Here is a 23,982-nt window from a genome sequence, read left to right as displayed (position 1 = left end):
ATACGATACGCGCGTCTCAAAAAATTGCAATGGCCTTCGCATAGCCGAACGGCCGGGCAAAAGAGCGGCAGGCGACAACGCCGAGCGCGCCCAGGGATTGGGGAAACGCAATGAAGCGCGTCTATGTGGTGGGCACCGCCGACACCAAAGGTGAGGAGCTGGCTTTTCTGGCCGATGCGGTCGCTGCCACCGGTGCTGCTGTCGCCACCGTCGACGTCGGGACACGCAGCGCGACGGTGCCGGTCGATGTCCCGGCCGACGAGGTCGCGGGTCACCATCCCGGCGGCAGCAGTGCCGTGTTGGGCATCGACGACCGCGGCACCGCGGTCGCTGCAATGGCCATCGCCTTCACCCGGTTCGTCCAATCGCGTACCGATATATCAGGTGTGATCGGCATCGGCGGTGGCGGCGGCACGTCGATCATCACATCAGGCATGCGCGCTCTGCCGCTCGGCCTGCCGAAAATCATGGTCTCGACGCTCGCCTCGGGCGACACCGCGCCTTATGTCGATGTCTCCGACATCGTCATGATGCCGTCGGTGACAGACATGGCCGGCCTGAACCGGCTTTCGCGTGTCGTGCTGCACAATGCCGCCAAGGCGATATCAGGCATGGCGGCAAAGCCGGCGCCGCCCCCCGACGGCAAACCGTCGATCGGCCTCACCATGTTCGGCGTCACCACACCATGCGTGACTTCCATCGCCGAGCAGCTTCGCTCGACCTATGACTGCCTGGTTTTCCACGCCACCGGAACCGGCGGCCGCACCATGGAAAAACTGGCCGACAGCGGCTTGCTTTCCGGTGTCATCGACATCACCACGACCGAGGTTTGCGACCTCTTGTTCGGTGGCGTGCTGCCGGCAACCGAAGACCGCTTCGGCGCGATCGCCCGCACTGGGCTACCTTATGTTGGCTCGGTCGGGGCCCTCGATATGGTGAATTTCTGGGCGCCGCCGACCATTCCGGAACGCTATAGCGGGCGGCTGTTTTACGAGCACAATCCGAACGTGACCCTGATGCGCACGACACCTGACGAAAGCCGCAGGATCGGCGAATGGATCGGCACCAAACTGAGCCTCTGCGACGGCCCGGTCCGGTTCCTCATTCCCGAAAAGGGCGTCTCGGCACTCGATATCGAAGGCGGCGCCTTCTTCGACCCTGAAGCCGATGCAGCACTCTTCGAGGCCATCGAGCGCACGATCCTGCCTGATGACAAGCGACGCGTGACGCGCCTGCCGCTGCATATCAACGATCCGGAATTCGCCGAGGCTGCGACAGCGGCCTTTCTCGACATCCCCATACAGTGAGAGAAGAAGACATGGCCGCCATACCGCGCAAGAAGATCCTGGAAAAGTTCCGCAAGATGATTGCCGGCGGCGTGCCGATTGTCGGCGGCGGCGCCGGCACCGGCCTGTCTGCCAAGGCCGAAGAGGCCGGCGGCATCGACCTGATCATCATCTATAATTCCGGCCGCTATCGCATGGCCGGGCGCGGCTCGGCCGCCGGCCTGCTCGCCTATGGCAACGCCAACGAGATCGTCAAGGAAATGGCCTACGAGGTGCTGCCGGTGGTGAAGAACACGCCGGTGCTGGCCGGCGTCAACGGCACCGATCCCTTCGTCATCATGCCGCTGCTGCTGGCCGAATTGAAAACGATGGGTTTTTCCGGCGTGCAGAACTTTCCGACGATCGGCCTGTTCGACGGCCAGATGCGGCAGAGTTTTGAAGAAACCGGCATGGGCTTCGGGCTCGAAGTCGACATGATCTCCGCCGCACACGAGCTCGACCTCCTGACCACCCCCTATGTGTTCAATCCCGACGAGGCACGCGCCATGACCAAGGCTGGCGCCGACATCGTCGTCGCCCATATGGGCGTGACCACAGGCGGCTCGATCGGCGCGACGTCGGCCAAGTCACTGGACGACTGCGTCAAGGAGATCGACGCCATCGCTGAAGCAGCGCGCGTCGTGCGCAAAGACGTGATCCTGCTTTGCCATGGTGGGCCGATCTCGATGCCGGACGACGCCCACTACATCCTCGAACGCTGCAAGGGCCTGCATGGTTTCTACGGTGCCAGCTCGATGGAGCGGCTCCCGGCGGAAGCGGCGATCGCCAGGCAAACCGCGGATTTCAAGGCCGTCACGCTTGGTGCCAAAACGACTGCGAAGAAAAAGAAGGGATGAGACGATGACTGACAAAAGCAAGGTGTTTGTCTATCCGAAGGACGTCAGCGCCTTCGGCTTCGACTGGGGCAAGCTCTCGCTGACAGTTGCGCCCGAGGTGAACGGCGCGACACGCTTCTCCGGCGGCGTCGTCGACCTGCCCTCCGGCAAGGGCCACACGCGCCACAACCATCCGGGCGCGGAGGAGATCATCTTCGTCATATCAGGCAATGGCGAGCAGATGGTCGAGGACGAGAACGGCAATCCGGTCGTTGCGAAGGTCGGCCCCGGCTGCACCATCTATGTGCCGGAAAGCCGCTTCCATTCGACGCTGAACACCGGCGACGCGCCGATGCAGCTCTTCGTCGTTTACTCACCAGCCGGGCCGGAGCTGGCGCTGCGCGACCTTCCGGATTTCCGGCTGCTGCCGCCGGGCGGGAGCCATTGATAGCACCGTTCGCCGGTGGCGGTTCGAATACCTCTCCCCGTTTGCCGGCAAACCGTCGCACCCAGCTTCAGCGCCGGCGAAGCTTTGCCAATCACGCCTTAACAGCCTATGCTGTCACATCGGCCGCCAATTTGCTTCGGATGCAGCCGACAGTAAGAGGGTACGTGCTCTTGCCCGCCAGGGAGAGAGCCATGCCCCAATCCCTTTTTCGCAACCAGATATTGAAAGCCCTCTCCTCAGAGGATTACGCGCTTTTGCAGCCGGCAATGCGTCACGTCGAATTGGGCATCAAAGCTCGGCTGGAAATCCCCTATCAGCCGATCGAGCATGTGTATTTTCCAGAGGTGGGTATCGCTTCGGTGGTCGCCACCATGACCGGAGGGCGACAAAGCGAAGTCGGCATCATCGGCAATGACGGCATGACCGGGGTTGCGGTCATTCTCGGCCAAGACAGGTCTCGCAATGAAACCTATATCCAGGTCGCCGGCAATGGCTGGAGCCTGCCGGTTGAAAATCTTCGCTCTGCGGTTGCCGAAAGCTCCACCCTTCGCGAGTCACTGCTGCGCTATGCCCACGCCTTCCTTGTCCAGTCGTCCCGGACGGCACTGGTCAACGGTCATTCGAAAATCGAGGAACGACTGGCCCGCTGGTTGCTGATGGTCCATGACCGCGCTGAAGGCAATAAGATCTACCTGACACATGAATTTCTGGCGACCATGCTTGGCTCTCGGCGCCCAGGGGTTACCACTGCCCTCCAAATGCTTGAATATCGGGGGTTAGTTCACGCCAGGCGCGGCGAGATCACCATCGTCGACCGCGCCGGAATGATCAAGCTGACCCATGGCGCTTACGGCGAGGAGGAGCAGCGCTATTTCGGCCTGGCCACCGCCTGATTTGTCCGCTTTCAGACATAATCTTGAAGACCGCCGCGAGTTGGCCGTAAATCATATTGGCAACGGGTTTCAGGGAGGAAATCTTGATGACCAATACTTTTCACACCGTCACGGTTGAAAGGGCGGCCGAGGCCTATGTCCTTTCCAGAGGCAAGGCCCGCTTCCTTTCGATCGCACAGGCAATCCGCGCCATCCGAACACTCATGCCGGCTTGCAACGCCACCGACCACGAGTTGGAGGAGATGCTGGCGGAGGCATGCATCGCTCACGGCGTGTCCGTCGCTTTCGACGTAACAACGGCCGTTGGCGTAGAACCGCAGCTCCATTCGTAGGCCGGAAATGCCCGCGCTCTTGCAGACGCCCACCTCATCGGACGTTCGCCAGGCGATCGTCCGATACCTGATCGACAACATCCGCAGGCCGAGCATTTCGATATCCGAGGTTAACCACTCCGTGAGGAGAATGTTTCCGCTTTGCGAACTCACGGATTGGGAACTTGGCGATCTCATTGCACGAAGGGCGATCGACGCTGGATTTGCGATTGATTTCGACGCGGCAGAGCACTGAGAGAACTGTCGAGGCACCGACGATTTCGCGCCGTGCTTCCAGGAACAACGTTGGCAAGTTCTGCTTGGGTCGACCTTGGTCGTTCAGAGTCATCGGGTTTTGATCGCAAAGCGCGTGCTAAGCCACCCCACCTCTGTTCCAGCCCCTGCCCCGATCGCCGAACATGACGTAGCCGGTGTCTGTGACGGCCACCGTGTCCTCCAGCTTGATGAAGCCGCGCGTCGGGTGAAGCATCGTCGTCTCGACCGAGAGCACCATATTTTTCTCCAGCGGCTTTTCGGAATAGGTGCCTTCATAGGTCACTGGATGGTTGGTCATCAGGAACGGCGCTTCGTGGGTGATCAGTCCCATGCCGTGGGCGAAGAAATCGGTGTACGGCGCGACCTTGGATTTCTTCAGCACGCCCTCGGCATAGGAGATCATATCGCCACCAAGAGTGCCCGCCCTGACCTTGGAAAAAGCGGCCTGCTGCACCGTCTCGACCTCCGCTAACAGGTCCTCCAGTTCGGCGTCCGGCTCGCCCAGAATGCCCATGCGACAGAGATCGCCGATGTAGCCACGATAATTGCCGCCCGAGTCGATCGACATCACCTCGCCCTTCTTCCACGCCTGTGGCGAGCCGGCGCGATTGTGGCTGGAGCCCAGCGTCAGCAGGCAATATTCGAAATGCGCGCCGCGATTGGTCTCCTCGCGCCGCAGCTGCTCGATGATCTCGGTCTTGGTCGTGCCTTCGCGTGCCCAGGCAATGGTTGCCAGCATCGAATCGGTGATCAGTTCGGACGCGACGCGCAGCTTCTCCAGCTCCGCTTCGGTTTTGATTGCACGCACGCGCTCCAGCATATCAGTCGCATCGATCAGCTTGGCGTCGGGCAATGCCTTGCGGATCAGCGTGTAGGCGTCCGACGGCAGGAAAGCCGGCTCGATGCCGATGCGGGCGTTGCCCTTGCCGATTTTCGTCAGGTGCTCGACCGCAAGGTTGGCGGCGTCGAGCGTGCCCCAGCAGGCGGCGTGCAAGGTCGGCGTCCAGAACGGGTTGTTCTGGTGCTCGCCGCCCTCCATGCGGTTGCCGATATAGGCGGCATGCTCAGGCCCGCCCTTTTCGTAGACAACAACAGGCAGATAGCGGCTGTGGCCGATCGCATCCATGGCGGCGAAGAAGATGAACTTGTAGCCGCCAAGCAGATATTGCGTGTTGTGCTTGGAGGTAGCGAGCAGCACATCGATGCCAGCCTCCTCCATCAGTCGATCGACCCTGGCATGGTCGAACGGGATGGTGCTGACGGCATTCTTGCTCGGGACGACGTTCATCTTTCTCTCTCCCTGAATTCCGTGGCCGACCTGTCGGATCGTCGGCTGTTTTGGTCATGATACTCTGGCTGTGGGTCAAATCTGCACTATTTTGTCCAGCCTGGTCCAGCCAGAAACAGGTGGAGCGGCCATTCGGGCATACTTCGTCGTCGTATATCGCGAGGGCTTAACCTAATCTGGTCCTACCAGATCAGCTCGAATGAACCGCTTCCCTCTAACTGGTCCAGCGGACGAAATTTTCAAAGCCACATGAGGATGCGCCTAATCCGTCTCTGGCGAAACCCTTGGCGAGGCTCATAATCACCCTTGCAAGGATGCCGCCTGGCGTCCGAGGGTGGCCTACCCGGCCGGGTGGCTGAGAGGGACGGAGTTTGATCATGTCAGAGTTCACGATTTCCAGACGCACCGTGCTTGCCGGTTCGGCATTGCTTCTGGCTTCGACGGCGCTGCCGACCATCGGTCTGGCGCAGACGCCCAGGAAAGGCGGGCGGCTGGTCGTCGCCGCCGATTCCGAGCCGCGCAACCTCAACCCGGCGATCGTCGCGTCCAACGGCGTGTTCTTCATTTCGAGCAAGATCGTGGAAACGCTCGTCGAGGCGTCCTTCGACGGCAAGGACGGGCTCGACCCACGCCTGGCGACAGACTGGGAGGGCGCCGCCGACGGCCTGTCGGTGACATTCAAATTGCGCGAAGGTGTCAAATGGCATGACGGCAAACCTTTCACCTCCGCCGACGTCGCGTTTTCGGCGCTACAGATATGGAAGCCGCTGCAGAATCTCGGCCGCACCGTGTTCAAGGATCTGGAGGCGGTCGATACGCCCGACGAACTGACCGCCGTGTTCAAATTCGCCAAGCCGACACCATTCCAGCTGATCCGCAACGCCTTGCCGGCGCTGAGCAGCGTCGTGCCCAAGCACATCTACGAAGCAGGTAAGGTCGAAGAAAACCCGGCCAACAATGCGCCTGTCGGCACCGGCCCCTTCAAATTCGCCGAACATAAACCTGGCGAATACTACCGGCTGGAGAAGAATACCGACTACTGGGGCGAGGACCAGCCTTACCTCGACGAGATCATCTATCAGGTGCTGCCCGACCGCACCTCGGCGGCAAGCGCGCTTGAGGCGGAAGAGATACAACTCGCCGCCTTTTCCGCCGTGCCTTTGGCCGATCTCGACCGCATCTCCAAAGTGCCGGGCCTCAAGGTGATCACCAAGGGCTATGAGGGGCTGACCTATCAGCTCGTCGTCGAGATCAACCATCGCCGCAAGGAACTGGCCGACCTGAAGGTGCGCCAGGCGATCGCCCACGCCATCGACAAGGATTTCGTCGTCAAGACAGTGTTCCTCGGCTACGCCGTCACAGCCACCGGCCCGGTGCCGAAGAACGATCCGCAATTCTATACGGCCGACGTGCCGACCTATGCCTTCGACGTGGCCAAGGCCAACGCCCTGCTCGATGAAGCCGGCTATATCAGGGGTGACGACGGCAAACGCTTTTCACTGAAACTGCTGCCGGCGCCCTATTTCAACGAGACCAAGCAGTTCGGCGACTATCTGCGCCAGGCGCTCGCCGCCATCGGCATCGACGCCCAGCTGGTCAACAACGACTCCGCCGCCCACATCAAGGCCGTCTACACCGACCACGCCTTCGATCTTGCGGTCGGGCCACCGGTGTTCCGCGGCGATCCGGCGATCTCGACCACCATCCTGGTGCAGAGCGGCATTCCGGATGGCGTGCCTTTCTCCAACCAGGGCGGCTACAAGAACGACGAACTCGACGCCCTCATCGCCAAGGCATCCGAGACGCTCGACACATCGGCCCGCACCGAACTCTACAAGGAGTTTCAGAAAAAGGTCGCAGCCGACCTGCCGCTGATCAACGTCGCCGAATGGAGCTTCATCAGCGTTATCAGAGACACGGTGGGGAATGTCGCCAACAACCCGCGCTGGGCGGTGTCAAACTGGGCGGACACCTATTTGGAATCGTGACACACTCTAGCGGATGAAAATTCGCGGCGAAATCTGTGTGGAAACTTGGCCAAACGCCGAGTTCCTTCCCACCCCCCTCTGTCCTGCCGGACATCTCCCCCGCAAGGGGGGAGATTGGCTGGCCGTAACGTCGGCTCATTTGCCTGCTGCGTTGAAAATTGGCGAAATCGCTGATGACATCCGATCTCCCCCCTTGCGGGGGAGATGTCCGGCAGGACAGAGGGGGGTGCCTAGGCGCGGCATTTCTCTTGATCGGCTCAGCACCAAGCAGCCGGCACCGCCATGAGCCGCGCCCTCACCCTCCTCCGCCGTCGCCTCGTCGGCAGCATCTTCGTGCTGCTGATTGTCGTCATCGGCACTTTCCTTTTGCTGGAATCCGCGCCCGGCGATGCGGTCGACGCCTATATCGCCTCGACCGGCGGCGATGCCGGCATGATCGAATTGCTGCGCCATCGTTGGGGCCTCGACCAGTCGGCGCTGACGCGGCTGGCGAACTACCTCTGGGCGCTGCTGCATCTCGACCTTGGCCAGTCGGTGACCTTTTCGCGACCGATCCGCGAGGTGATCCTCGAACGCCTGCCCAACACGCTGCTTTTGATGAGCAGTGCCACCGCGCTCTCCTTCGGCCTCGGCTCTGCGCTCGGCATCTATGCCGGGGCGAGGCCCGGTGGCTTTCGCGACCGCTTCCTGTCGATCGGCTCGCTGGCGCTTTATGCCGTACCGGGCTTCTGGCTCGGGCTGGTGCTGATCATCGTCTTTGCCGTCGACCTGCGCTGGTTTCCGATCGGCGGCATCGAGAGCCTCGCGTCGGCCAAGACCGGCCTCGACCGCGCGGGCGATATCGCCCGTCATCTCGTCCTGCCGGTGTCCGCACTCGGCTTCATCTATCTGGCGCTCTACCTGCGCATGATGCGCGCCGGCATGGCCGAGGTCTGGCGGCAGGATTTTGTCCTCGCCGCTCGCGCCAAGGGCCTGTCCCGCCGCCGCATCGTGCTCGCTCACGTCGCCCGCAACGCGCTGTTGCCTCTGGTCACCATGCTCGGACTGCAATCGGCGCAGATGCTCGGCGGCAGCGTCGTCATCGAAAGCGTCTTTTCGGTGCCCGGCCTTGGCCGGCTGGCACAGGAAGCGGTGGCGGCGCGTGATACGCCGCTGCTGCTCGGCATCATTCTTGTCAGCGCCGTTCTGGTCATCGTCATCAACCTTATCGTCGATGTCGCTTACGCCTTCCTCGATCCGCGCGTCGGCGCCAGCGAGGCGAGCGCGTGAGCCCGCTTCGCCGCTTTTTTCGCACGCCGGAAGCGATCGCCGGCGCGATCGTCCTGGCGGCGCTGTTCGCCGTGGCGCTGTCGGCGTCGCTATTCTTTCCCGGCGATCCGCAGGCGATTGCCGGGCCGGCATTGCTGCCGCCTTTTCAGGACTGGTCGCTGCCGCTCGGCACCGACCGGCTCGGCCGTGACGTGCTGGCCGAACTTTTCCACGGCGCCCGTACCTCTTTGGCGGTTGGGCTGGCGGCGGCAGCCGCAGCCCTTGCCGTCGGCGCGATAGTCGGCACGCTGGCCGGCTTTGCCGGCGGCCTCGTCGACGAAGTGCTGATGCGCATCACCGACGCCTTCCAGACCGTACCGAGCTTCCTGCTGGCGCTGGCCTTCGTCAGTGTCGTCGGGCCGTCGCTCGGCGTCGTCATCGCCGCGATCGCGCTCGGCGCCTGGACCGGGCCGGCGCGTATTGCCCGCGCCGAAGTGCTGTCGATCCGAGAGCGCGATTTTGTTGCCGGCGCCCGCGTCATCGGCATGCACCCACTGGAAATCGCCTTTCGCGAAGTGCTGCCCAACGCGTTGCCGCCGGTGCTGGCATTGTCGTCAGTGATCGTCGCCGCGGCAATCCTCACCGAGGCGGCATTGTCGTTTCTCGGCCTCGGCGACCCAAATCGCGTGACCTGGGGCGGTATGATCGCCGAAGGTCGCGCCGTTTTGCGCACCGCACCCTTCCTGTCGATCATACCGGGCGTAGCGCTCGTGCTGACCGTGCTCGGCGTCTATCTCGCCGGCGAAGGCGTCGTCGAGACGACAGCGGTGAGAAGGAGCCTGTCGTGACGCCGCTGCTTTCGATCCGCGATCTGACGGTGACCTATCGCCGCGACGGCCATGAGGTGGCGGCGTTAAAACATGTCAGCCTCAATGTCGCCGCCGGCGAGCGCTTCGCCATTATCGGCGAGAGCGGTTCGGGCAAGAGCACGCTGGCGCTTGCCGTCGCCGGCCTGCTGCCGGCTTCCGCCAGGATTGGCGGCCGTATTGACTGGTTTTTGCGATCGCCGTCATCCTGGGGCGCCAAGGCACCCCCCTCTGTCCTGCCGGACATCTCCCCCTCAAGGGGGGAGATTGCGCTCTCATCTCCGCCTTCGCCGATCTCCAAGGTTGCAGGAAGGGACCCAACAGCGAAACTGCTAATCTCCCCCCTTGAGGGGGAGATATCCGGCAGGACAGAGGGGGGCCTCATGGAACGCAAAGCTCAAAAATCCGCCGCCAAACCGGACCACAGTCCCCTCGGTGGCCGGGACATCGGCTTCATCTTCCAGGACCCATCGGCCAGCCTCGATCCGGTGATGGCAGTCGGCGAGCAAATCGCGGAGGTCGCGCACGCGCATCTCGGCCTTACTTGGTCGCAATCCTATGCCAGGGCAAAAACCCTGCTTGAACGCGTCCGGCTGCCCGACCCGGACGCCGCTTTGCGCGCCTATCCGCATCAGCTTTCCGGCGGCCAGAAGCAGCGCGTGGCAATCGCCGCAGCGATCGCGGCCGGTCCGAAACTGCTGATCGCCGATGAGGCGACCAGCGCGCTCGACACCATCGTGCAGGCCGAGATCGTGGCGCTGATCCGGCAGCTGGTGGCCGAGGACGGCATGACGCTGCTGTTCGTCAGCCACGACATCGCCCTGGCAGCCGAGCTGGCCCAGCGCATAGCCGTGTTCCGGCACGGCGAGCTGATCGAGCTCGGTGCGACGGCGCAGATCGTCGCCAGCCCGCGCCACGCCTACACGAGAGCGCTGCTCGACGCCCATCTCGGCCTCGACGCCGAACCGCTGCTGCAACGGGCAGGAGCGTCGGGGTGAGCAGTCCATTGCTGGCCGTTTCGGGCCTGACCAAACGATATCGTCGCGGCGGCAAGATCATCGCCGCCGTCGATGATGTCTTCTTCTATATCGAGCCCGGCGAGACGCTGGCGCTGGCGGGGCCTTCCGGCAGCGGCAAGTCGACGATCGCGCGGCTGCTGCTGCGGCTGATCGAACCGGATGCCGGCCGTATCGAGTTCGAAGGCGGCGATTTCCTGTCCCTGAACGGCGCTGCCTTGCGCGCGCGGCGCGCGCGTTTGCAAATGGTGTTTCAGGACCCGCTCGCCGCCTTCAACCCGCGCGCCACCGTAGCGCGCGTGCTCGACGACCCTCTGCGCATCCATGGCATAGCATCCCGCACCGAGCGTCCGCACCGCATCGCTGCTTTGCTGGACCGCGTCGGCCTAGGCGCTGATCTCGCCAGCCGCGCCATCCACGAGATCTCGGGTGGCCAGCGCCAGCGCGTCGCGATTGCCCGTGCCATCGCCACAAAGCCGTCGCTGATCGTGCTCGATGAGGCGGTGTCGGCGCTCGACGTATCGGTGCGCCGACAGATCCTGCAATTGCTGCTCGATCTGCAGCGCGAGGAACGGATCGCGTATCTGTTCATTTCGCATGATCTCGGCGTCATCGGCGCCATCGCTCATCGTGTCGTCATCCTCGATGCCGGCCACGTCACCGAGAGCGGCGACGCCCGTGCGGTCATCGGTGCCCCGCAGTCAGCGATCGGCAAGGCGCTGGTGGCGGCAGCGCCAAAACTGAACAGGATCAGCACGCAGGGCGCAGCAGATCGTCAATAACCCAGCGCGCAACCATCCTTGCGTGGATCGGATGCGCCGGTAAGCGTGCCTTTGTCCCAGTCGATCAGCACCAGCTGACCGCCGCCATGCGGCTCGGTCGGGATGGACACTTGGTGGCCCCGCTCGCGCAGGCCGGCGATCGCATCGGCCGGAACGCCGCGCTCCGCCTCTACTGTGTCCTGCCTGTAAAACACTCGTGGCGCATCCAGCGCCTCCTGCGGATCCATGCCGAAATCGATCATGTTGGTGAGCAGGTGGACATGGCCGAACGGCTGGTAACCGCCGCCCATCACGCCGAACGGCATGACTGCCCGGCCCTTGGCTGTCACCATCCCCGGCATGATTGTGTGCATCGGGCGTTTCCCCGGTGCGATGCGATTTGGGTGGTCCGCCGCTAGGCAGAAGCTGCTGCCGCGATTCTGCAATACGACGCCGGTCCTGGGGCCGACCACCCCGCTGCCGAACGAATGAAAGGTCGAGTTGATGAAGCTGACCGCATTGCGGTCGCGGTCGACCACGGAGATGTAGACGGTATCGCTCGGCTGGAGCTCAAGGCGCGGCAGATGCGTCATCGCGCGCGCCGGGTCGATGGCGGCACGCAGCCGGTCCGCATGGGAGCTGGACAACAACTGCTCCACGGGAACACGGACGTGATTCTGGTCGCCGATGAAATTGTCGCGGTCCTGATAGGCAAGCCGCCCCGCCTCGATCTCGAGGTGAAGGCGCTCGGCGCCGTTCGGTTCCAGCGAGCCGAGCGAAAAGCCCGACAGCACATTCAGCATGATCAGTGCCGTCAGGCCCTGGTTGTTCGGCGGCATCTGATGGATGTCGTAACCCCGATAGGACGTGCCGACAGGCCTGACATAGTCGCCCTTCGTGGCCGCAAAATCCTCGAGCGCATGCACCCCGCCAAGCGCGCGCAAACGCGACACCATATCGTCGGCAACCTCGCCTTCATAAAAGCCGGCACGGCCACGGTTCGAGACGATGCGCAAGGTGTCGGCCAGTTGCGGCTGCCGGTGCAGCTCGCCGGCCAGCGGCGCCCTTCCATCCGGCAGGAAGATCCGCGCCGCATGCTCGTCGGCGGCCAGCAAAGCAGCACTTTCAGCCCAGTCGAAGGCGACGCGGTCTTGGACGACATAGCCCTGCTCGGCGTAGCGAATGGCCGGTGCGAGTGCGGCGTCGATGCCCTTTCTGCCGTGATCCTCGAGCAGCCGGCACCAGGCGTCGATAGCGCCTGGCACGGTGACCGCGTGCGGACCGGACTCAGGCAGCGCGTCATGCCCCCTGTCCAGGTACCATTGCGCCTCTGCTGCGGCAGGTGCGCGGCCCGAGCCGTTGAAGGCCAGAACCTCGCCTTGGCCATTAGGACAGTAGAGGACGAAACAGTCGCCGCCGATGCCGGTCGATTGCGGCTCGACGACCGCCTGCACCGCGGCCGCGCAAACGGCTGCGTCCATCGCGTTGCCGCCGGACCGCAGCATCTCGACCGCCGCCAGTGTGGCCAGCGGGTGCGATGTCGCGGCCATCGCTTCCGTCGCACGAACCGGCGACCGTCCGGGGAACTGAAAATCACGCATGCAGGATCAATAACCTCCGAACTAGCGATGGCGCCAAGAGTTGTGCCCTCGAAAGTAGCACGACCAGGAGGCAGTGATCGCCCGGGGAAATTACCGGCCTCAGTCGGCAAACTTGAAAAAATCTGTGGTGTAATCCGGATATGCGTTCAGTCCATCGAAAAGGCCGGCCAGATCACGGGTGTCTGCCAATATTCCTGACAAGACCAGCGCAGTCGCCACGCCGACACTAATTCCACCGGCGATATCGTGTTCGACGCTGTCGCCGACACAGACCACGCTGCTGCGGTCCGGATTGCCCGCCAGTGCCAGCGCGGCATCGAAGATCGGCGCATAGGGCTTGCCAATGCGGGTAACGCTGCCACCGAGGCTCTCGTAGAGATCCGCAAGCTGGCCGGCGCCAAAGCGAGGCCCGACTGCCGTCAGCATGATCTTGTCGGGATTGGTGCAGAAGCATGGCACCTGCCGCGCTGCTGCCGGTGCAAAAAGTCTGCGATAGTGGTCGATGTCGTAGCGATCGCCCTCGCTGGCGGCGATCAGCACCAGCTCGGCATCGTCGCCGTCGCTGGTCAACGTAAAAGGCAGACCTTCAATCGCCGACCGGTCGCCTTCGCGGCTGATCAGCAGGCACTTGGTGTTTGGGCGCAGCCTACCGGATCTCGCCATTTCCTGAAACGACCGCCACGCGATCTCGCCGGAAGAGACAAATTGATCCCAGCTTCCTGGTTCGAAGCCAAGCTTCAGCAAGCGGGCCTCGTTGGGCCGCGCCCGCCTGCCCGAGTTCGAGACCAGCACAATCGTCCGGCCTGCGCGCTTCAGCGCCGACAATGCCTCCACGGCGCCCGGATAAGGGTTGGTGCCGTCGTGCAACACGCCGAACTGGTCGAGCAGGAACACCTGATAGCGTTCGACCAGCGCCGCGATGCCGTCGAGATGTTCAACTGTTTTCGTGATCACAAAAGCCCCGCCTCGATTGCGCCCATCAACGCCAGCCGCGCCGTGCCGGCAGCCGCCTCGTCAGAAAGCGCCGGCAGAAAACCGACCCCCAGCTTGCGCTGCCGGATCGCGGTCCAGGCGGGATTTGCCGCACCGCCGCCGACGCTTCTGACCGAGGTCAATCGCGGCGCGCCGAGTTCGGCAAGCCGGCGATAGCCGAGCGCCTCGATCCCGGCAATGCCTTCCAACATCGCTTTCAGATAGTCGGCGTCGTCCGCCGGCCGCGGCGTCAGGCGTGGCGGCAGAGCAGGATCGGCGATCGGAAAGCGTTCGCCGACCGTGGGAAGCGGATAATAGTCGAAGCCGGTCTCCGTCATGGGGTCGATCGCTGCACTCAGCTCGATGATGCGCGCGAGAGGAAAATGCTGCGCCAGCACCTTGCCGCCCGAATTCGACGCGCCACCCGCCAGATAGGCATCTCCCAGCCGATGGCTGTAGATGCCGAACTGCGGCGCCGAGATCGGCCGGTCGGAGAGTATCTTGATGGTCAGCGAGGACCCCAGCGCGGTGACGCCGTCGCCAACCGCCGCAGCACCCGTCGCCAGGAACGATGCGCAGCCATCCGTCGTCCCGGCGACCACGGCCACGTCGCGCGCCAGGCCGAACATATCCGCGGCGCTCGCGGTGAGCGTTCCCGTGACATCGCCCGGCTTGACGACGCGAGGCAGGAATTCCATGCGCATGCCGGTCGCCGCGATCCAGTCCGGCCACCGGCGGCCCTCGACGTCGTAGCCGGTTTTCAGGGCATTGTTCTCGTCGCTGACGTCGAAGCGGCCGGAGAACTGTCCCGCAATCCAGTCGGCCTGATGCAGCATGGCGGTAATGCCGGGCAGGCGCTGGAACCGCAGTGCCTTGGCGAGACCGGACGTCGCCCCAAGTGCTGCGCTCGCTGCCGGCGCCTCGCGCGCGATCAAAGCCAGCATGCCGGCGTCGTCGACCTTGTCGTTGTACATCAACGGTTCGGCCAGCGGCCGCCCGGCGCCATCGACCGGCAGCAGCGTGCCCGAAGTGCCGTCGACGGCAATCGAGCGGATCGCCGCGCGATCGATGCCTGCAAGCAATTCCGTCAGCGCCGCGCCGACCGCTGACCACCACACCGAGGGATCGCGGGCGTTCTGGCCAAATCTGTCGAGTGGAACGGCGGAACGCGCGGCAATCGAAAAGTCCGGCCGCATGGCGACGGCGCGCGCACCTGAAGTGCCGATGTCGATACCGATCGAAAGCGGGTCGATTGAACGCGCCATGTCAGCCGCCAGCTGCATTGAGTTTCTGGCGATACTGCTCGGCGTCCCAGTTGATCAGCTCGTCGTTCTCGGCGGCTGTCAGATAGTTCAGCGTCGCCGCGACGTCGACCCGCGCCGTCACGTCGGCAAGGCAGCGTTGCATGGCGTCGGCGCCGGCACTGGCGTCGCCGCGCATCAGCACGCCAGCCCCGGGAAACAGGATTGCGACCGGTGCCGTACCGCACCGCTCGGTGACGCGCAGAACGTCCTCGCCAGGCCTCGCCACCACCGAACCCTTGCCGAGAAAGATGACGTGATCGGGATAGAGGCTGCCTCCCGACGCCATGCGGCAGCTTTCCGGATCGATCGCCGCGGCATGTGCTTCCACATCCGCCGGCAACCTGTAACCGGTGCGTCCGATAAGCGCCGTCAATGCCGCTACGTTGGGCTCCGCCACCTCGCGCGGTGGCCGCGCCAGAAGTCCTGTGACCCGACGCAGCAGCGCCTCGGCGCCAGCTACGGTCTCGGCAGCGGCGACCAGCCCGTGATTGCCAAGGATCAGCACATCGACGCCTGGCCGAAGGCGCTCGGCAATGCCCTGGGCAAGCGGCAGGCCCGGTCGGCGATAGGGAACATACGCCCATTCGAGCCCATCGAGGCGCTTGGCGATTTGAGCCTCGCAGTCGGCCTGCACGGCAAGCGAAATGGTATCGACGCAGTGGACATGCAGAACGACGCGCTGCGGCATCAGCGCGTGAACCGTGGTCTCGATCGAGGGACGCAGCTTGCGTGCATTGAGCGCCTCGATGGCGAAACCTTGTGGCTGATCGGCGGCCGGGTCGCGCTGTTCGACAGCCTTAAGCAGCGGCGGGATCGCCACGGGCACCATGATGTCCTCGGCGAGCGCATTCTTCAACCAGGTGCCGGAAGCCTTGATCCAGAGCGTGTCGCCGGCCTTCAGCGAAGTGTTGCCGCCGGCGGCCTGGGTCAAATGCGGGTCGCGCCCGATATCGGCCGAAAGCGACCGCAAAGCAGCCAATTCCTGCGCATCCGCATAGTTTGCCATCGAAAGTCCTCCACAAACCGGCCGCGTGGCCACGGCTTTGGATGTTGACGCTGGTATCGCAGATGCGAGTAAGTTACGTCAATAGTGATCTTACCTCGTCAAATCGAGCTTGCAATCCGATGCGTGTTGAGTAAGTTGCACCAATTGCCGTGACAAAATGGCATTTTCGGGAGGTATCCGTTGAGCGACTCCGGCCGCCAGCGTCAGATCGTCGAGTTGTTGCGGGATCGCCCCTTCGCCTCGGTGCGCGAGCTGCAGGAGCGGCTCGGCGTGTCGGCTGCGACGGTGCGGCGCGACATCGACAAGATCGATGAGGCCGGCGAAGCGCGGAAAGTCTATGGCGGCATCTCGGCGCTCGATGGCGCCTCGCAAGCTGGTGTCGCCTATGCCAGGCCCTATGACGAGAACCGCGATCTCGCAGTCGAAGCCAAGCGGCAGATCGCCGCTCTCGCCGCGACCATGGTGCGCGACGGCGACGCCGTCATCGTGCATGGCGGTTCGACCTGTTTCCATCTCGGCGTCAAGCTCGCCGACCGCAACATACGGCTCTATACCAACTCGATGCCGCTCGTCGCCTATTTGAGCGACCATGGCCATTGCAGCCTGACCATTGCCGGCGGTGAACTGCACCGTGAGCCTGGCATCATCCATTCGCTCACCCAGGCCGTGCCGTTCTATGCCTCGAAGTTCTTTCTTGGTGCGCAAGGCATCGGCCAGGAGGGCCTGCTGGAATCGCACCCGCTGCTGGTCCGCTCAATTGTCGAACTCAGCCTGTGCGCCGACCAGATCGTGGTGCTGGCCGACAGCCGCAAACTGTCGATCCACGCGCGCAACGTCGCCCTGCCCTTGTCCCGCATCGGTACGCTGGTAACCGACGATGCCCTCTCCGATGCCGACGCACGCATGCTGGAAGACGCCGGCGTCACCGTGCGGATCGCCTCTGCCTCGGGAGCCCTCCAGTGAAGGTGGCCGTCCTCGACTTCGGCAAGACCAATTCGAAGCTGTTCGTCTTCGGTCAGGACGGGCAGATCCTCGACGAGCGCCGGACCCAGCCGAACTGGATACGCAAAGGCGGCTTCAGCGTGCTCGACGAGGCGGCGCTTCACGATTGGGCGGCTCGCGCCGTCGGCGAAGCGGTCGACAATCATGGTGTGGAAGGATTGATGGTTTCGGGCCATGGCTGCACCTTTGCCTTGGTCGACGATGCGGCGCTGACGCATCCCATCCTCGACTACGAGCAGGAGCCGCCGGCCGAGATTGCCGCGCAGATCGATCGCCGCATTCCCGATTTTGCCGAGACCTTCTCGCCGCATCTGCCGCTCGGCTTCAACTATGGTCGCCACATGCTTTGGCTGAAGGCGGTGCAACCCGGGGCATTCGCTGCCGCGAAATCGATCCTCGGCTATCCGCAATACTGGAGCTGGCGCTTTGGCGGCCGGGCGGTCTCGGAGATGTCCTATCTCGGCTGCCATTCGCATCTGTGGGCGCCGCGCAAACGCGATTTCTCCTCGCTGGTCGACGCCGAGGGCTGGCGTAGCCAGATGCCCGCCTTCGAGCGTGCCGGCGAGGTCATCGGCGAGCAGCGCTTCGGCGAGGCAGCCCGGTCGATCGCCATCCATAACGGCGTTCACGACTCGAATGCGGCGCTCCATGCCTATCGTCGGCAGGAGCTTGGCCCGGTCACCGTCGTCTCGACCGGCACCTGGGTCATCGTGCTCAATCCGGACTGTCCGCTCGACGCGCTCGATCGCGACCGCGATATGCTGGTCAATGTCGATGTCGATGGTGGCCCGGTGCCGACCATCCGCTTCATGGGTGGCCGTGAATTCGCTGTCATCAGCGCCGGCTGGCAAGGCACGATCGCCCGCTCCACGCTACAGCAGGTAATCGACGCCGGCATCATGGCGCTCCCCAGCTTCGCGCCAGGCGGGCCGATGCCTGGCCATCCCGGCGAACTGGTCGGACGCGCACCCACCGCGGAGGAGCGCGCGGCCGTGGCGTTGCTCTATGTCGCGCTGATGGTCGATCTGTGTCTCGACCTGATCCATTCGAACAATACCGTCATCGTCGATGGCGGGCTGAACAGTGGCGGCCTGCTCGCCGCCCTGCTGGCGCAGCTGCGTCCCGGCCAGGCCTTCATGCAGGGCGCCACGCTGGAAGGCAGCGCCACCGGAGCGGCGGCTCTCGCCTTCGAGAGCGTCGGACGCGAATTTGCCGCCGAGGCGCCGGAGCCGGTGTGCGCCTCCGGCTTCGCTGGTCTTGCTGGATACCGCGACAACTGGCGCGGCCTCTCCGCCGATCGAGGCATCGTTGAAACTGCAGCGCGAGGTACACGATGACCGCCGCTGCCCAAATCGAAACGGCGCGCCAGCCGGTGCTGGAGATGCGGCACATTTCGAAGACGTTCGGCCCGATCCGCGCCTTGCAGGATGTGTCGCTGACCGTTCACGCCGGTGAACTGCACGCGCTGATGGGCGAAAACGGCGCCGGCAAGTCGACGCTGATGAAGGTGCTGTCCGGCGCCTATCGGCCGGATCCAGGTGGCGATATCCTGATCGACGGCACACCGGTTGCGACCGGCGATCCGATCAAGGCACGCGCCAACGGCATTGCCGTCATCTATCAGGAGCTGTCGCTGGCGCCCAACCTGACGGTGGCGCAGAACATCTTCCTCGGCAACGAGCCGAGACGGTTCGGCATCGTTGACCGCGACCAGTGCAACCGGCGCGCCAAGGAAATCATCGCGCGGCTCGGTGTCTCCTTCTCGGCGCGCGCCTCCGTCTCCAGCCTGTCGCTTGGCGAACGCCAGATGGTCGAAATCGCCCGCGCGCTGTCGACCAGCGCGCGCATCATCGTCATGGACGAGCCGACCACATCGCTGACCTCGCGCGAGACCGACAGGCTGTTCGAAGTTATTGCGACGCTGAAGTCGCAAGGCATCGCCATCATCTACATCAGTCACCGCATGGAAGAGGTCTACCAGCTTGCCGACCGCGTCAGCGTGCTGCGCGACAGCGGCTATGTCGGCACCCTCGAACGCGCCGATCTGAATGCCTCGCGCCTCGTCTCGATGATGGTCGGCCGTGACCTGTCCGCCTTCTACAAGAAGGATCACCGCCCGCCGGACGCAAAGCGCGCAATCGCGCTATCGGTAAAGGGCATGTCGGACGGCCATCTTTTGAAGGACTGTTCCTTCGACCTGCACAAGGGCGAAGTGCTGGCGCTGGCGGGCCTGGTCGGCTCGGGCCGCACCGAGCTCGCACGGTTGATCTTCGGCGCCGACAGGCACACATCGGGCACGCTGGAACTCGACGGCAAGCCGATAGCTATCGGCTCGCCGCGCGAGGCGCTGGATGCCGGCATCGCCTACCTCACCGAGGACCGTAAGGAACTCGGCCTGTTCCTCGACATGTCGATCTCCGACAATATCAGCATGGGCGTGCTCGCAAGGGACGCGCAGGTTGGAGGCTTGCGCGACTTCGCGACCGCCGAAAGGCGCGCCGCCAAGGCCGTTTCCGACCTGTCCATCCGCACCAGGTCGGTGCAGGCCAATGCCGGCTCGCTGTCCGGCGGCAACCAGCAGAAGGTGCTGCTCGCCCGCCTGCTTGAGACCGAGCCTCGGGTTCTCATCCTCGACGAGCCGACCCGCGGCGTCGACGTCGGAGCGAAGTCGGAAATCTATCGTCTGATCGACGATCTCGCCAAGAAGGGCATCGCCATCCTGATGATCTCCAGCGAACTGCCGGAGGTGATCGGCGTCGCCGACCGCGTGCTGGTGATGCGCGACGGCACCATATCAGGCGAGGTGACGGCATCCGAAGGCCAGCCGCTCAGTCAGGAAGCAATCATGGAACTTGCAACGGGAGCGGCCAAGGGATGACCGACAAGAGCGGCCAGGGGATGACCGACAAGGCAACCGAGATAAGCGCGGGCGACCAGGCTGTCGGCAAGAACCGGCGGCTGCGCACCGCCTTCGCCGCGCTGGGCATGCTGCCGGTGCTGATCCTTTTGGCGGCCGGCTTCCAGCTCATGAACCCGCGCTTCCTCACCGAGACCAACCTTTTGATCGTCACCCAGCAGTCGTCGATCAACATCGTGCTTGCGGCCGGCATGACCTTCGTCATCCTGACCGGCGGCATCGACCTATCCGTCGGCTCCATCCTTGCCGCCTCGGCGATGGTGGCGGTGATGGTGTCGCTGGTGCCGGAGTGGGGCATGCTCGGCGTGCCGGCGGCCATTCTGGTCGGCCTCGGCTTCGGCGTCATCAACGGGCTGCTCGTCGCCTATATCAAGCTGCCGCCCTTTATCGTCACGCTGGGTTCGCTGACAGCCGTGCGCGGCGTCGCCCGCCTGCTCGGCCAGGATACCACTGTGTTCAACTCGGACCTGCCGTTCGACTTCATCGGCAACGGTTCGCTGTTCGGCATCCCCTGGCTGGTCATCATCGCTCTGTCGGTCGTGGTGCTGTCGTGGCTGGTGCTCAAACGCACCGTGCTCGGCACCTGGATCTATGCGGTCGGCGGCAATGCCGAGGCCGCCCGTCTCACTGGCATCAAGGTGCCGCTGGTGCTGCTCTTCGTCTATGGCGTTTCCGGCCTTCTGGCCGGCCTTGGGGGCGCCATGTCGGCGGCCCGGCTCTACGCGGCCAATGGGCTGCAGCTTGGGCAGTCCTACGAACTCGACGCCATCGCCGCGGTCATTCTCGGCGGCACCAGCTTCGTCGGCGGCGTCGGCTCGATCTGGGGCACGCTGATCGGCGGCCTGATCATCGCGGTGCTCTCCAACGGGCTCATATTGGCCGGTGTTTCGGACATCTGGCAGTACATCATCAAGGGATTGGTCATCATCGTGGCGGTCGCCCTCGACCGCTACAGGCTCCAGGCAGGAGCAAGAACGTGATTGACCTTAGTCGCCGGCGTCAACGACCCGGTTTCATGTAACGCACCGTGAGAGGCGCGGGGCATCAGGAGGAAAAGAATGAAGACCATCGGTAAACTGCTCTGCGGCGTCGCCCTTGCGGCCGTCGCCATAGCACCGGCTTCGGCCAAGGACCTGAACAAGGTCGGCATCTCGGTCGGCCTGCTCGGCAACCCGTTCTTCGTCGCCACCATCAAGGGCATCGAAGACGCGGCCAAGAAGATCAACCCGAATGTCGAGGTGACGTCGGTGTCGGCCGACTACGACCTCAACAAGCAGGTCTCGCAGGTCGACTCGTTCATCGCTGCCGGCGTCGACGTGATCATGCTCAACGCCGTCGATGCCAAGGCGATCGCACCGGCGGTCAAGAAGGCACAGGCCGCGGGCATCGTGGTCGCCGCGTTCGACGTTTCGGCGCCGGGCGCCGACGTCACCGTGATGACCAACAACGTCAAAGCCGGCGAAGCGGCCTGCCAGTATCTGATCGATCATACCGGCGGCAAGGGCGACTATGTCATCCTGAACGGCCCGGCATCGTCGTCGATCCTGGAGCGGGTGAAGGGTTGCAAGGACGTGCTTGCGAAGCACCCGGATATCAAGATCCTCTCCGACGACCAGAATGCCGAGGGCTCGCGCGACGGCGGCCTGAAGGTGTTCCAGTCACTGCTGACCCGTTTCGACAAGATCGACGCAGTGTTCGCCATCAACGATCCGACGGCAATCGGCGCCCAGCTTGCGGCCAAGCAGCTCAACCGCTCGGAGTTCATCTTCACCGCGGTCGACGGCGCGCCCGATATCGAGAAGGAACTCTCTTCCGGCACGTCGATGATCAAGGCTTCGGCCTCGCAGGACCCCTATGTGATGGCAGGCCAGTCGCTGCAGATGGCGGCTGAAGTTCTCGCCGGCAAAAAGCCGGCCGAGGCGACGGTGCTGCTCGACCCAAAGCTGATCACCGCCGAGAACCTGAAGGACTACAAGGGCTGGACCGCAGCCCGCTAAGCCTCCCAAGGCCGGTGCGGCCGGGATGACCGGCCGCACCTATTTTCGTTTGAGCATCGGAACCGGTCGCGTCCGATGCTCTCACTGCTACAGGTGGAGACGATCATGTCGCGCATTGGAATCCATTCTTTCGTCTGGTCGGCAAGCTCGGCGCAAGGCGACCTCGAACGGACGCTGGCCAACACCAAAGAGGCCGGCTTCGACCTGATCGAATTCTCCTATCTCGACCCTGCCAATGTCGACATTGGCGGGCTGGCCAAGCGCATCGCCGACCTCGATCTCGGCGTGGCGATCAGCATCGGACTGCCGACCGACGGCGACATTTCGAGCCCCGACAAGACAATTGCCGCGCGCGGCGTCGAAATCCTCAATGACACCATTTCGCTGACCCGGGACCTCGGCGGCCAGAAGGTCGCCGGCATCCTCTCGACCGGCCACGGATTGCAAACTGAGGCGCCGACGCGCGACCAATGGAATCGCAGCGCCGGAACGCTGGCCAAGGTCGCGGAGACCGCCAAGGCAGCCGGCGTCACGCTCAACCTCGAGATCGTCAACCGCTTCGAAAGCAATCTGCTCAACACCGCCGCGCAAGGGTTAGCCTTCATCGAGGACACCGGCTCAGATAACATCTTCCTGCATCTCGACACGTTCCACATGAACATCGAGGAGGCCGATGTCGGGCTGGCCATCCGCCACGCTGCGAAAAAGATCGGCTATGTCCATATCGGCGAGAGCCATCGCGGCTTCCTCGGCACCGGCAACATCGACTTTGCCGCGATCTTCAATGCGCTGACCGCGGTCGGCTATAGCGACGACCTCAGCTTCGAATCCTTCTCGTCGGAGATCGTCGACGAGAACCTGTCGAAGAAAACCGCCATCTGGCGCAATCTATGGACTGACAATATGGAGCTGGCCCGGCATGCCCGCCGCTTCATCGCCATCGGGCTGGAAACGGCGCGGCGCAAGGCCGAGCTTGTTGCCTCGAGCCATCGACCTTAGCGCCACCCGGCATCATCCATCAGGTGTGGCTCGAGCATCGGACCCAAAAGTGGGTACCGGTTTTGGGAAAATCCGATGCTCAAACAAGATTTAGTTTGGAACTGTGGCCAAGTCGATCTCGGTAATATGCCAGCGACCCAAATTGGCCGTGTAGAGTTTGTCGCCCTTGAAGGCGATGTTGGTGGGATGCGCCAGTGTGGTCGCGGCCGGGTCCTCGATCAGCACTTCGAGACCTCTGTCCTGGCGCCAGCGATAGATCCGGCTTGGCTCGTAGCATGAAATGAATAATGAGCCGTCCGGCGCAAAAGCCAATCCGTCCGGGACATTGGCCACGCCTTCGACGACGACATGCCTAGCCCCAGCCGCGCCGTCCGGCAGGATCGGCACATAGCTGATGCACGCGGCATTGCTTTCCACCACATAAAGCCCGCTGCCGTCCGGTGCCATCGCCATGCCGTTGGCAAAGGCTATGGCCTCGCGGCACCACAGGCCGCCTTCACCGGTCTTTAAATCGTAGCGGAAGATGCCGGAGCGGTTGTCTTCGCCAACGCTGTCCGACACGTAGAGCCAGTCTCGTGTCTCGTCGATGACCGGATAGTTCGGCACGCGGATGCCGGCCGAGGCGAAGCGCTCCATAAGAGCCGTCCCGGCACTCCAGCGAAAGATCGCCGAATACTTCAGATCGCAGGCAAAACAGTTTCCTGCGCTGTCGAAAGCGATGCCGAGCAGAAAACCTTCCGTGCCACCCATGCGTTCGACCGAGCCACCATCGGCGGAAAGCCGCAAGAGATCGCCGGTTTCGGTGCCGCACCAGATCGAACCGTCGCGGTGGATGGCCACCCCCTCCGGATGGGCCACGCGCGGACTGGTGAAGATACCGTCGAAGAAAACCCGGGCGGCGGCCATTTCAAGCAACGGCTTTGCCACC

The 23,982-nt window shown here is 63.7% G+C and carries 21 protein-coding genes and 2 pseudogenes; 17 read left to right on the top strand and 6 right to left on the bottom strand.

Features of this window, described 5'->3' with window-relative positions; all coding sequences use genetic code 11:
* The first annotated feature begins 110 nt into the window (after positions 1–110).
* The 5 genes from AC0L26_RS22495 (at position 111) to AC0L26_RS22475 (ending at position 3,834) form a co-directional block, all read left to right on the top strand.
* Positions 111–1,307: a Tm-1-like ATP-binding domain-containing protein gene (locus tag AC0L26_RS22495; protein ID WP_473634564.1), complete on the top strand. Its 1,197-nt coding sequence runs from the start codon at positions 111–113 to the stop codon at positions 1,305–1,307.
* Positions 1,308–1,318: 11 nt separating this feature from the next.
* Positions 1,319–2,182: a phosphoenolpyruvate hydrolase family protein gene (locus tag AC0L26_RS22490; protein WP_473634563.1), complete on the top strand. Its 864-nt coding sequence runs from the start codon at positions 1,319–1,321 to the stop codon at positions 2,180–2,182.
* Positions 2,183–2,186: 4 nt separating this feature from the next.
* Complete coding sequence (locus AC0L26_RS22485) at positions 2,187–2,609, top strand: cupin domain-containing protein (protein WP_352935663.1); 423 nt, start codon at positions 2,187–2,189, stop codon at positions 2,607–2,609.
* Complete coding sequence (locus AC0L26_RS22480) at positions 2,606–3,502, top strand: Crp/Fnr family transcriptional regulator (protein ID WP_473634562.1); 897 nt, start codon at positions 2,606–2,608, stop codon at positions 3,500–3,502. The genes AC0L26_RS22485 and AC0L26_RS22480 overlap by 4 nt, the downstream gene beginning before the upstream one ends.
* Positions 3,503–3,588: 86 nt before the next feature.
* Positions 3,589–3,834, top strand: coding sequence for a hypothetical protein (locus tag AC0L26_RS22475; protein WP_473634561.1), 246 nt, complete (start codon positions 3,589–3,591; stop codon positions 3,832–3,834).
* A gap of 352 nt (positions 3,835–4,186) precedes the next feature.
* Here the strand turns inward: AC0L26_RS22475 and AC0L26_RS22470 are convergent, their stop codons facing one another.
* Positions 4,187–5,377 (bottom strand): M24 family metallopeptidase, encoded by a 1,191-nt coding sequence (locus tag AC0L26_RS22470; RefSeq protein WP_473634560.1) that lies wholly within the window; start codon positions 5,375–5,377, stop codon positions 4,187–4,189.
* 377 nt (positions 5,378–5,754) lie between these two features.
* Between AC0L26_RS22470 and AC0L26_RS22465 the strand changes: the two genes are divergently transcribed.
* From AC0L26_RS22465 to AC0L26_RS22440, 6 genes and pseudogenes are all read left to right on the top strand, one after another.
* Complete coding sequence (locus AC0L26_RS22465; RefSeq protein WP_473634559.1) at positions 5,755–7,365, top strand: ABC transporter substrate-binding protein; 1,611 nt, start codon at positions 5,755–5,757, stop codon at positions 7,363–7,365.
* A gap of 282 nt (positions 7,366–7,647) precedes the next feature.
* Positions 7,648–8,634 carry an ABC transporter permease gene (locus tag AC0L26_RS22460; protein WP_473634558.1) on the top strand — a complete coding sequence of 329 codons (987 nt, stop codon included), beginning with the start codon at positions 7,648–7,650 and terminating at the stop codon, positions 8,632–8,634.
* Positions 8,631–9,461 carry an ABC transporter permease gene (locus AC0L26_RS22455; RefSeq protein ID WP_473634557.1) on the top strand — a complete coding sequence of 277 codons (831 nt, stop codon included), beginning with the start codon at positions 8,631–8,633 and terminating at the stop codon, positions 9,459–9,461. Before AC0L26_RS22460 ends, AC0L26_RS22455 begins: the two co-directional genes overlap by 4 nt.
* Positions 9,458–9,601, top strand: a pseudogene (locus AC0L26_RS22450) (ATP-binding cassette domain-containing protein); the annotation flags it as partial. The gene AC0L26_RS22455 and the pseudogene AC0L26_RS22450, both read left to right, overlap by 4 nt.
* 315 nt (positions 9,602–9,916) lie before the next feature.
* A pseudogene (locus AC0L26_RS22445) lies at positions 9,917–10,477 on the top strand (ATP-binding cassette domain-containing protein); the annotation flags it as partial.
* The gene (locus tag AC0L26_RS22440; RefSeq protein ID WP_473634556.1) at positions 10,474–11,277 is read left to right on the top strand and encodes an ABC transporter ATP-binding protein; all 804 of its coding nucleotides are present in this window, start codon (positions 10,474–10,476) and stop codon (positions 11,275–11,277) included. The pseudogene AC0L26_RS22445 and the gene AC0L26_RS22440, both read left to right, overlap by 4 nt.
* On the opposite strand, the gene ggt is transcribed toward AC0L26_RS22440, so the two are convergent.
* The 4 genes from ggt to AC0L26_RS22420 form a co-directional block, all read right to left on the bottom strand.
* Positions 11,271–12,857, bottom strand: a complete 1,587-nt coding sequence (ggt, locus tag AC0L26_RS22435; RefSeq protein WP_473634555.1) for a gamma-glutamyltransferase — start codon at positions 12,855–12,857, stop codon at positions 11,271–11,273. The two genes, AC0L26_RS22440 and ggt, sit on opposite strands and share 7 nt — an antisense overlap.
* A 99-nt stretch (positions 12,858–12,956) precedes the next feature.
* Positions 12,957–13,811 (bottom strand): TIGR01459 family HAD-type hydrolase, encoded by an 855-nt coding sequence (locus AC0L26_RS22430; RefSeq protein ID WP_473634554.1) that lies wholly within the window; start codon positions 13,809–13,811, stop codon positions 12,957–12,959.
* Complete coding sequence (locus AC0L26_RS22425) at positions 13,808–15,094, bottom strand: FGGY-family carbohydrate kinase (protein WP_473634552.1); 1,287 nt, start codon at positions 15,092–15,094, stop codon at positions 13,808–13,810. Before AC0L26_RS22425 ends, AC0L26_RS22430 begins: the two co-directional genes overlap by 4 nt.
* A gap of 1 nt (position 15,095) precedes the next feature.
* Entirely contained in the window at positions 15,096–16,139 is a 1,044-nt protein-coding gene (locus AC0L26_RS22420; protein WP_473634551.1) for a class II aldolase/adducin family protein, read from the bottom strand.
* Positions 16,140–16,319: 180 nt separating this feature from the next.
* On the opposite strand from AC0L26_RS22420, the gene AC0L26_RS22415 reads away from it, so the two are divergent.
* The 6 genes from AC0L26_RS22415 (at position 16,320) to AC0L26_RS22390 (ending at position 23,054) form a co-directional block, all read left to right on the top strand.
* A complete protein-coding gene (locus AC0L26_RS22415) occupies positions 16,320–17,102 on the top strand; it encodes a DeoR/GlpR family DNA-binding transcription regulator (protein WP_473634550.1) in 783 nt (260 codons plus the stop codon).
* Complete coding sequence (locus tag AC0L26_RS22410) at positions 17,099–18,478, top strand: FGGY-family carbohydrate kinase (RefSeq protein ID WP_473634549.1); 1,380 nt, start codon at positions 17,099–17,101, stop codon at positions 18,476–18,478. The genes AC0L26_RS22415 and AC0L26_RS22410 overlap by 4 nt, the downstream gene beginning before the upstream one ends.
* The gene (locus AC0L26_RS22405; protein WP_473634548.1) at positions 18,475–20,019 is read left to right on the top strand and encodes a sugar ABC transporter ATP-binding protein; all 1,545 of its coding nucleotides are present in this window, start codon (positions 18,475–18,477) and stop codon (positions 20,017–20,019) included. Before AC0L26_RS22410 ends, AC0L26_RS22405 begins: the two co-directional genes overlap by 4 nt.
* 20 nt (positions 20,020–20,039) lie before the next feature.
* Positions 20,040–21,038 carry an ABC transporter permease subunit gene (locus AC0L26_RS22400; protein WP_473634695.1) on the top strand — a complete coding sequence of 333 codons (999 nt, stop codon included), beginning with the start codon at positions 20,040–20,042 and terminating at the stop codon, positions 21,036–21,038.
* Between the two features lie 78 nt (positions 21,039–21,116).
* A complete protein-coding gene (locus AC0L26_RS22395) occupies positions 21,117–22,055 on the top strand; it encodes an ABC transporter substrate-binding protein (protein ID WP_473634547.1) in 939 nt (312 codons plus the stop codon).
* 105 nt (positions 22,056–22,160) lie between these two features.
* Positions 22,161–23,054 (top strand): sugar phosphate isomerase/epimerase family protein, encoded by an 894-nt coding sequence (locus AC0L26_RS22390; protein WP_473634546.1) that lies wholly within the window; start codon positions 22,161–22,163, stop codon positions 23,052–23,054.
* A gap of 90 nt (positions 23,055–23,144) precedes the next feature.
* Here the strand turns inward: AC0L26_RS22390 and AC0L26_RS22385 are convergent, their stop codons facing one another.
* Positions 23,145–23,981 (bottom strand): SMP-30/gluconolactonase/LRE family protein, encoded by an 837-nt coding sequence (locus AC0L26_RS22385; protein WP_473634545.1) that lies wholly within the window; start codon positions 23,979–23,981, stop codon positions 23,145–23,147.
* Position 23,982: the final 1 nt, after the last annotated feature.

The organism is Mesorhizobium sp. WSM4823 (genome assembly GCF_055811195.1).
This window is presented reverse-complemented; position numbering and strand designations above follow the sequence as displayed.